Raw genomic sequence first — 8,948 nt, forward strand, 5'->3', positions numbered from 1 at the left:
CGTCCTGAACGCCCACCAGGCAGCATGGCGCGCACAATGCGAAGGACCGCTTCTGGCTATCGCCAGGCCCGGGGTACATGCTGTCTTCTCCCCTTCTCCACCCCGCTCAATGCTCAAATCCTCCTCCTGAAAGCGCGATATCCATCACAGTATGCCAGGCTTTATGGGCACCATCACAACGTGACGACAACGCGGTCTGCTGTGCCGGACATAAGGGATGACTCATTTGAAAAATGCAAAATACACAATGCCGTTACGCGAGGAAGGGTTTATTGGTCTGGGGGATTATGCCGCGATCGGCGAGGGCCGCTCCGTGGCGCTCATCGCGCCGGATGGCTCGATCGACTGGTGGGGGGCGCCGAATCTCGACTCGCCGCCCCTTTTTGATCGCCTGCTGGACCCGACCATTGGCGGCTTTTTCAGCCTGACACCTGCGGTTGATTACACCGTCACCCGCGCTTATCGCGAGGACAGCAACGTGCTGGAAACCCGCTTTGAGACGGATGACGGCGCGGTGTTGTTAACGGAATCGATCAACAGCACCCTGGCAGGACGCCTGCCCTGGAGTGAACTGGCGCGGCGGCTCGAGGGCGTGCGCGGGACTGTCCCTTTCCGGCTGCATCTGCGGTTCGGCACGATGATCGAAACGCGATCGCCCTGGCGGTCAGACACCTTTAAGGGCAGCGTTTACCATATCGGCGATCTCATGGCGATGCTGCACACCAGCGAAAACGTCGTCATCACCCGTGCCGATGACGAGGAGATCGAAGCGGAGATCACCCTGAAGAAGGGAAGCCGGGAGGTAGTCGCCCTGCTCGTGACCCAGAGCGAACCGCTGGCCGTGCCGGACATTCAGGCTATTGATAACCGCATCGAAACCAGCCACACCGCCTGGCAGGACTGGGTGAACGGGCTTAAATATGACGGTCTGTACAAAGATCACGTTATCCGCTCTGCGCTGGCGCTGAAGTTCCTCTGGTATTCGCCAACCGGCGCGCTGGCCGCAGCGGCCACCACCTCCCTGCCGGAAGGGATCGGCGGCGAAAAAAACTATGACTATCGCTTTGCCTGGGTCAGAGATGCCTGCCTGATCATTAAAGCCTTTACCTATCTGGGCACGCTTGAAGAGTGTAAGGCAGCATTTTCCTGGCTGTCGAAAACCATTATCAAACACGGCCCGGAGATGCGGGCCTGTTACACCCTCGAAGGCGAGCTGGTCCCGGAGGAGCAGTACGCAGAACTGCAGGGCTACCGCAATTCGCAGCCGGTGCGCATTGGCAATAACGCCCGCAACCAGCGCCAGCTGAGCATGTATGCCGATATGCTTGGGGTGGCAAAGCTGTTTGTTGAGGCGGGCCATATTCTGGATACGGGCACGTCACGCTTCCTCGGGCACCTTGCCAATCAGTGCGCCGACCGCTGGCGCATGAAGGACTCCGGGATCTGGGAGCTGCCGGACGAGCAGCATTACACCCATTCCAAAATGTCCTGCTGGCTGGCGCTGGACTGCGCCGTGGTGCTGGCGGAGGCCAGCCACATCGAACCCACTTGGAAGGCCCGCTGGAAACGCGAGCGGGACCGCATCCGCGACTGGGTTGAAGAGCACTGCTGGTCCGAAGCCCATCAGTCCTACTGCTTTTACGTGGGGGACGGCGGGAAGCTGGACGCCTCACTTGCCCTGGTTTCGCGCTACGGTGTGAAGGTCAACCCGAAACGCATGAAGCTGACCTATCGGGCTATTGCGCGCGAGCTGGGTCATAACAGCGCGATGGTCTACCGCTACAGCGGCGTTGAGCAGGAGGAAAGCACTTTTATCGCCTGCTCATTCTGGCTGGCAGAGGCCTGGGCGTCGATGGGCGATCCGGCGGTGGCCGAAGAGATCATGGAGGAGATTCTGAAGACGCTGTGCCATCGCGGCAATGTCGAAACCTTCAATGAGATGTTTGATACCCGCACCGGCGAATGGGTGGGCAATATGCCCCAGGGGCTGAGCCATCTCGCCCTTATCTGCGCGGCGCAGGCCATCAGCGAGCATCACGGTTCCGATTAACCGACGTCATGCCGGGCGCAGACAACGCCGTGGTGGCTCCCGGCGCGCAACAAAACGCCGCGAGCGGTTAACAGCTCGCGGCGGCAGGTTCAGCGTTTTGGTCTGGCGCTCAGGCTGCTTTCACGGCTCTGATTTTTTTACTGCCAGCCGCCTCTGACTCGGGGTTATCTGTTGCAGTGGCCGCCTTCAGATCGGGCAGCTTGCTGGTACGCAGAATATGCTGCACGGCCTCTTTCTGCTCGGCAAGATACAGCCCCAGATTTTCAGCCTGGGTTTCATCCAACTGCATTTCGCTTTGTAACAGCCAGTCGGTGAACGCATCTGCCATGTCGAGCATTTTGTCGTAAGCGTCAGCCTCTTTCTTACTGGCAAATGTCATTTTCTCTTCACCTTTTCTAACGACAACGAATTTTGTTTCAACAGCCATTCTGCACCTCCAAACTGTAATTATATACAGTATAGCAGTTCCGGATTTTTGTTGCAGCTAAAATGTGCTGACCTCAGGAATCAACGCGGGTACAGACCCGGTTTTTACCCGCGCGTTTGGCCGCGTACAGTAACGCGTCGGCTTTCGCTAAGGCTTCGCTTGCGGTACCGCCCGCCATGTCGCACAGGCCTGCGCTGAAGGTGGTTTTCAGGCCAGGCTCGCGATACTTACGTTTCTCAACGTCGCTTCGCCATGCATCAATAATCGTGAAGGCCTCGTCGCGTGTGACCCCTTTCATGATCGCGGCGATCTCCTCCCCGCCGTAGCGATACAGGGTGATATCTTCACTCTCATGAATCATTCCAAGCGTTGCCACGCTTTTTAACACCGCATCGCCCGTCTGGTGGCCGTAGGTATCATTAATGGATTTGAAATTGTCGATATCCACCATGGCAATAAAGCAATCTTCAGACGCGTTAACGCGTTTAAGGTCTTTATCAAACGCCCGGCGATTAAGCAGCCCGGTCAGGCCATCTATTTGCACCTCTTCCGTCATATGCACGATATGCTCAGCGGTATGCTTAATTTCATCCAAAAGCATATCTGAGGCTTTTTTATTTTTCAGGTCGCCATAACGCAGGCCATTGGCAATGGCTAAGTAAATGTTATTAATTTTGGTATTGATAATCCACCAGGCAAACAGCGCGATAATGAGCGCAAACGTTGCCCCGTAGGTCACTCTGAGCGTTTCATTCAACACGATGTTGTCGAGCTTCTCTTTACTGACCCGATAAAAAATGACCCAGTCCGGGTTACTTAAGGTTTTATGGTAGTAATATGAATCATTGTCTTCCAGATAAAAATAGCCATCGCTGGTGCTGACTTTATTAAAGATCTTTTTGATGATTTCAGGCGACTGCAGGCTGATGTCTTTCAGAACCTCCTGGCCGTTGCTGGTAAGAATGAACACCGAACCTTCCACCGGATGCTCCAGACGATTAAAAAAGCCGAGCAAAAACGTGTAGTCGATATCCAGCGCGATAACGCCCTGCGTGGTGGAGTTCTCATCCAGTACAGGCAGGGAGAGCGAGATGATTTTCTTTTTTAGCGCTAAATCTTTGTACGGGTCCGTAAACGCAATCTCATTGGAGTTGTTGGACGGATTGCTAAACCACGGGCGCGTGCGCGGGTCGAAGTTCGCCAGTTCTTCCGGGTTAACTCCGGGCTGGGGAACACGAATATAATTACCGGAAAGGTCGCCCAGGCTGATGCCGCTGATATGCGGAATGGAGTACAGCTGGTCCATTAATCTTTTACGTAATTTGATTTTTTGCTCAGGCGACGCCATTGACAGACCGGTCGTTGATTTCACCACGCCATACAGAGAATATTTGTAGTTATCAAAGATATCGTTTAAATAGCTGTTGATATTATGCAAATGCGTTTCATTGTTATCATGATAAGAGTCGTAGATTTCTCGCCATTGTCCTCGAGTGACAAATAAGCAGATAACAACAAGGGCGATGATGATGCCCATAAAGATAAGATTTAATGGCTTGGTAAAGTTAAGCTTGTTCTTCATTATATTATTTCATAGCAAAATCGTTAAATTTACTAAATTCGAAGGGAATGGCGATACGCAGTGACGTATTGCGTCAGCACATTACAAAAGGTAAATTTAAGAGTCAATATCCAACCCACGCCGCCGGTTGACGCTTTTTAATCATTCACCAAACTAATTGATTTAGATGACTATTTTAATTTGATGTACTAGGTAATTTATTTGTTCATAAATCGTTAGCTATTTAGATTTAAAAGGTGAAATTGATAAATTTTGCGCTTAGCCGTTCGTGATTAAAGGCCATAATTTTTCTGCAATCGTTTTCCTGGGTTAAAAAACAGACGAAATATATCAACTCTGTTTACGGTTTTGCCGCTTCTGCGCGGGAGCGTGCCAGCACGTTGCTAAGGCAAACGGCTTGGTTGTCTATGCTCACTGAAAACCAGACAACGGCGTACGCCATGCCTTTACCCGACTTTCTTTCCTCTGATCCTTACACTCCTGGCATTGAGCTTGAACGCCAGGTGGTCAACCCGCCGGGCTACGACCTGAGCCAGGACTCCTCCGCCCTTATCGCCGCCGTTGAGCACGACATCACACTGGCAGCAAACCACCCGTCCATAAAAGCAGCAGGAGGAGAATTTTCTGCTGTACTGCTTCAACCGTTTTCAGGCGTATCGCCAAGGGATGGCGGGTATTTCGACAAGCCGTTATGTGCTTTTAATCATCTAATAAATCGTCAAATTACTATAAATCTAATAACCGCCCCACTATTTATTACATATTCAATTAACATTGACTTAATCAAGAATTAAGTAAAACCACCGTACTATTCATTAACAATAAACCCGTTCCAAACCTTAAGACCCCATCATTTCTTAATTTACGTCAACGAAAACGCAGATCTTTTTATATCCACACCGTACATAAATTGACGCATTATTTTGTAAGCGCTAGCGTTGTGCTCGTTACGTGAAAAAACTGAATTATAGGTCTTTTTTAGGATTTTCTTAAACGGAGTTTCAAAAAAATGGCTATTCCCGCTTATTTATGGCTTAAAGACGACGGTGGTGCCGACATCAAAGGCTCTGTCGATATATACGGTCGTGAAGGAAGTATCGAGGTTATCGGATTCAATCACGGCGTGATGCAGCCCACCGACAAGCATAACGGCAAGGCGACCGGTATTCGCGTCCATTCCCCCTTTTCTTTCGATAAAGAGATTGATGCCTCCAGCCCCTACTTGTACAAGGCTGTCAGCACGGGCCAGAAGCTTAAGTCTGCAGAGATTAAATTTTACCATATCAACGATGCAGGTCAGGAAGTGGAATATTTTTCCACGCTTATGGAGGGCGTGACGATCGTCAGCGTCTGCCCAATGATGCTTGACATTAAAGACCCTGACTATGAGAAACATAATCATCTGGAACTTGTGGAACTGTTGTACGAAAGAATTACCTGGCGCTATGTCGACGGTAACATCATGCATTCAGATAGCTGGAATGAGCGTAAGACAGCATAAGGAGAACGATATGGGATGGAAGTATGAGCAGTCTACCGGCAAGATGTATAAAGACGGCAAATTAATTGAGACCGGGTACTCCGGCGCTCTGACGAATAAAAACAACCCAGACCGTCAGCATGTGAAGGGCCTGGGGCCATTACCTCGCGGGACGTATAAAATTGCAGGTCATTCGAATTCAAAAGGACCAATTACCATCATTCTTGAGCAAACCTCGGGAGAAAGTTTTGGTCGCTCAGAATTCCGTATTCATGGTGATCACAAATATGGTCCCGCCGGTTTTGCGTCCGAGGGATGCATTATCCTTTCACCGTCAACGAGACGTAAGATACTTCGCGACGGCGGTGAGCTTGAGGTGGTGCGATGAAATACCCGATCGCTCTGCTACTTTGTGCTCTTACTGTCCCAGCCATTGCAGCCAGCACTGACTGGTCTTCAGCACTAAAGGGAATCGCATCAGGAGATACACGCTGGATTGAGCAAGCCCCAGCGCTGGCAGCCACGGCTGATGGTAACCAGGCGCAGCAGCTGGAGGATGCGCTTGCCGCAGCGCTCACAGCAAACACCAACGCCACGCTGAAAGCGCTACGCACCCTTGACGCCGGAAAGTGGCCGCACATGGTCGGCAGCGATATCGTCTGCACCCCGCCTTTAGAGAAATCCCCTGCTGAAATCGATGCGTTCTATCAGCGCACCCGGCAGGCGCTGCTGGAAACGTTTGAGGGTGCTCAGTGCCTCTGGATCCTGGAGGCAACCATGCAAGAGCTAAAAGCAGATAAAGCCCGTCAGGCTAAGTAAGCGTTACCCAGCGCACAACGGCCGGATCTTTCTTCGCTCCTCAACCCGGCCCTTCACTCCCCGCCGCCAGCAGCGGCACCACCACATCGCTGATTGGCACCGCAATACCGTGTTTGTGGCCGTAGCGCTGGATCACGCCGTTGCGGATATCCCACTCCATCGGGCGATCTGCCTGACGGTCGGCAAGGATCGACGTGCCCAAATCCACCGGCGCACGCTGAAAGTTCACCAGTATCTCCTGCGCCACGTCATCATCCAGCTTTGCCCCCTCGGCGCGGGCGACTGCAACCCCCTCGCGCAGGTAGGCCAGCGCAAGTTCGCTGATATCCTCGCGCCTGAACATTCCGGCGCGGCGGTTGGACAACACCATCAGCCCGGCGACCGCGTTTTGCAGCAGCTTACGCCACGCGACGGTGGCGAAGTCTTCCGAAAGCTCAACCACGCAGCGCGTACCGCGAAGCGCCTCTACCACCCGCTGCGCCTGCGGAAGGTCCGGCAGCGTCAGGCGCGGTTTGGCGCGCAGCCACACGGAGGCATCCGGCTCGCGCTGCGCCGGGAACCAGACCACCGACGGCAGCACCGTTGCGCCATTGACCAAAGGCTCAAGCTGGGTCTTTTGCTCCACGCCATTTTGCAGGGCGCAGACAACGGTGTTTTCATCGCACAGCGCGCGCAGCCATCCGGCGCTGTCGACATTTTGCGTCGTTTTAACCGCCACAAAAACAAGATCGGCGGGGCGCGTGATGACGCTCGGATCGGTTAATACCGGACCGGGCACGACTGTTTCACCTTCGTCGTAGCGCAAACGCAGTTCAGGATGCGCGGTGCGCCCGCACAGTAGCAGCGTGCGGCCCGCGTCATGCAATACCGCGGCAATGGTCGTCCCAATCGCACCGGGACCTATCAGCGCAATGGTTGGATAGTCGGTCATCATTCACTCCCCTTTTGCTAAGCCTGCTATCAGTTATACCACCCTGAGACGAGCACGCCACGCCCGTTGTCTCTACTTAACACATAACAGCCACCCGCATGTGCCAGACAGTCGACCGGGCAGCGCAGTCCTCAGTGATGCAGCAGAGCACTCTGCTCAGAAGGAGTGTTGTATAAGGTGTCGTTAGTACTATGCAGAAAACGTTTTATGTAGCGAAAGCACCTACATTACGCTTTTAAGACGCCTGAAAATTCCTAATTTAACGGACAATAAACCTCACCCCAGGTGTTCATACACTTCCATTACATTAATTAAACATTTAGAAAAAAGCACTATAAAACATATACTATGTGAAATTAAAAACCAATAAGACTGCATTCCCACTAAATTATCAAAATCTACCACTATACTTATTGTCGCGATCTGCCAACCTTCATATTCAACGCACAATTAATATTTAAAAAAAACAAATTATAATCTGAAAATATAACAACTCTTTTCCAATGCGTTTACTTTCATTCGAAAAACCCCATAATTATTCCATGCAGAGTAATGCAAATTCAATGAAATGCAGGCTGACAGATAACAAGATCCACAGAGAGTTGATAGTTCTTTTAGTACCAGGAAGGTAGCGACCATGTACGACTGTAAAAATAATAAAAATCAAAGTCCTTTAGGTAATAGCACGATTGTAGTTGTCACGCTCAACCATTATCTCTTTCATGGGTTGAAAGCGCTCATGGCTTCCATCACCCCGAAACTGCTGAGTGAAAACTCAATGTTTTATGACGTAATATGCGTAAATAGCATTGAAGATCTCAATAACAACAAAATCACGAAAGGAAAGGGAAACATACTGATTACAGATTTCGACCCAAGGCTTTGTGTTGCCAGCAAAAAAGATCGCTCGGTTGACGCTATTCTCGGGTTATTTGATGGCATTACCTTTATTTCAAAACTTCATGATTATAATAACGAAGTTCCTCTTTTTTTATCCAGCCATGCAAGCCTGGACGAAACATGCTCGCGCTTGCTTGAGATTACCCGCAGAACCTTGTCCGGTCAAATGCCCTCCGTACAGCAAATACATCAGTATTTAAGCCATGATGAGGCATTATTGTTGAGCCTTATTATGAATGGCTTTCAGCCTCCGATGATGGCGAAGATGCTCAAGATGAATGTCAAACAGATTTATGCGCATCGCTCTCGCCTGTACCGTAAAGCCGGTGTTAAAAGTTTACAAGAACTCTACACACAACTTGGCTGTGGTTAACGGAAGGGTAGCAAGATAACCGTTTCGGCGGTTATAATATTGCCGTCCATTGACGTTCCGTTAACGATATTAAGTAATATAAACGTAAATTATTGTCCGCAGACTGGCTTAGTCTAATGCCCATCCAAACCTTTAATTAATAATAGCTTTTACAAACTCATCATAGGATGACGTAGACAAAAAAACACTATGGCGGCTATAGTTAAATTGTTCTTCAACAGCACGCAAAAAAATTTTTACCCTGTGTAATTATTTGTCATTAAAGTTCATGCATTGGCTAATTTCGAAAATACAGCTCTATTCAGGTAAGCGTTCGCGGGAATGTACTATCAGTCTCAATTTGACACCAAAGAGAAGGCTGATATTTTGTGCTCAAATTAATTCAG

The 8,948-nt window shown here is 50.4% G+C and carries 8 protein-coding genes and 1 pseudogene; 6 read left to right on the forward strand and 3 right to left on the reverse strand.

From position 1 onward, the window contains the following. Positions 1 to 217 precede the first annotated feature (217 nt). Positions 218 to 2,050, forward strand: a complete 1,833-nt coding sequence (locus ACWKX3_RS10115) for a glycoside hydrolase family 15 protein (RefSeq protein WP_400443012.1) — start codon at positions 218 to 220, stop codon at positions 2,048 to 2,050. A 109-nt stretch (positions 2,051 to 2,159) separates the two neighbouring features. On the opposite strand, the gene ACWKX3_RS10120 is transcribed toward ACWKX3_RS10115, so the two are convergent. Both ACWKX3_RS10120 and ACWKX3_RS10125 read right to left on the reverse strand, forming a co-directional pair. Continuing rightward, on the reverse strand, positions 2,160 to 2,477 hold the full coding sequence (locus ACWKX3_RS10120; protein WP_006177030.1) for a YebG family protein: 318 nt from the start codon (positions 2,475 to 2,477) through the stop codon (positions 2,160 to 2,162). A 73-nt stretch (positions 2,478 to 2,550) separates the two neighbouring features. Continuing rightward, positions 2,551 to 4,059 (reverse strand): sensor domain-containing diguanylate cyclase, encoded by a 1,509-nt coding sequence (locus tag ACWKX3_RS10125; RefSeq protein WP_454541668.1) that lies wholly within the window; start codon positions 4,057 to 4,059, stop codon positions 2,551 to 2,553. Between the two features lie 440 nt (positions 4,060 to 4,499). Between ACWKX3_RS10125 and ACWKX3_RS10130 the strand changes: the two are divergent. From ACWKX3_RS10130 to ACWKX3_RS10145, 4 genes and pseudogenes are all read left to right on the forward strand, one after another. Then, a pseudogene (locus ACWKX3_RS10130) lies at positions 4,500 to 4,637 on the forward strand (YbdK family carboxylate-amine ligase); the annotation flags it as partial. A 431-nt stretch (positions 4,638 to 5,068) separates the two neighbouring features. Beyond that, positions 5,069 to 5,560, forward strand: a complete 492-nt coding sequence (locus ACWKX3_RS10135; RefSeq protein WP_454541669.1) for an Hcp family type VI secretion system effector — start codon at positions 5,069 to 5,071, stop codon at positions 5,558 to 5,560. A 10-nt stretch (positions 5,561 to 5,570) separates the two neighbouring features. Next, the gene (locus ACWKX3_RS10140) at positions 5,571 to 5,927 is read left to right on the forward strand and encodes a tlde1 domain-containing protein (protein WP_014830982.1); all 357 of its coding nucleotides are present in this window, start codon (positions 5,571 to 5,573) and stop codon (positions 5,925 to 5,927) included. Next, complete coding sequence (locus tag ACWKX3_RS10145) at positions 5,924 to 6,358, forward strand: hypothetical protein (protein ID WP_454541670.1); 435 nt, start codon at positions 5,924 to 5,926, stop codon at positions 6,356 to 6,358. The genes ACWKX3_RS10140 and ACWKX3_RS10145 overlap by 4 nt, the downstream gene beginning before the upstream one ends. 40 nt (positions 6,359 to 6,398) lie before the next feature. Here the strand turns inward: ACWKX3_RS10145 and ACWKX3_RS10150 are convergent, their stop codons facing one another. After that, entirely contained in the window at positions 6,399 to 7,289 is an 891-nt protein-coding gene (locus tag ACWKX3_RS10150) for an oxidoreductase (RefSeq protein WP_454541694.1), read from the reverse strand. A gap of 637 nt (positions 7,290 to 7,926) precedes the next feature. Here ACWKX3_RS10150 and ACWKX3_RS10155 point away from each other — a divergent pair. Then, positions 7,927 to 8,562: a helix-turn-helix transcriptional regulator gene (locus tag ACWKX3_RS10155; RefSeq protein WP_454541671.1), complete on the forward strand. Its 636-nt coding sequence runs from the start codon at positions 7,927 to 7,929 to the stop codon at positions 8,560 to 8,562. Positions 8,563 to 8,948 lie beyond the last annotated feature (386 nt).

This window comes from Enterobacter sp. UPMP2052, assembly GCF_053709675.1.

What these genes read in the sequence shown, in the direction of transcription:
- ACWKX3_RS10155 (WP_454541671.1), top strand. Translation starts at nt 7,927, where the DNA reads ATGTACGACTGTAAAAATAATAAAAATCAAAGTCCTTTAGGTAATAGC.
- ACWKX3_RS10135 (WP_454541669.1), top strand. Translation starts at nt 5,069, where the DNA reads ATGGCTATTCCCGCTTATTTATGGCTTAAAGACGACGGTGGTGCCGAC.
- ACWKX3_RS10115 (WP_400443012.1), top strand. Translation starts at nt 218, where the DNA reads ATGACTCATTTGAAAAATGCAAAATACACAATGCCGTTACGCGAGGAA.
- ACWKX3_RS10145 (WP_454541670.1), top strand. Translation starts at nt 5,924, where the DNA reads ATGAAATACCCGATCGCTCTGCTACTTTGTGCTCTTACTGTCCCAGCC.
- ACWKX3_RS10125 (WP_454541668.1), bottom strand. Translation starts at nt 4,059, where the DNA reads ATGAAGAACAAGCTTAACTTTACCAAGCCATTAAATCTTATCTTTATG.
- ACWKX3_RS10150 (WP_454541694.1), bottom strand. Translation starts at nt 7,289, where the DNA reads ATGACCGACTATCCAACCATTGCGCTGATAGGTCCCGGTGCGATTGGG.
- ACWKX3_RS10120 (WP_006177030.1), bottom strand. Translation starts at nt 2,477, where the DNA reads ATGGCTGTTGAAACAAAATTCGTTGTCGTTAGAAAAGGTGAAGAGAAA.
- ACWKX3_RS10140 (WP_014830982.1), top strand. Translation starts at nt 5,571, where the DNA reads ATGGGATGGAAGTATGAGCAGTCTACCGGCAAGATGTATAAAGACGGC.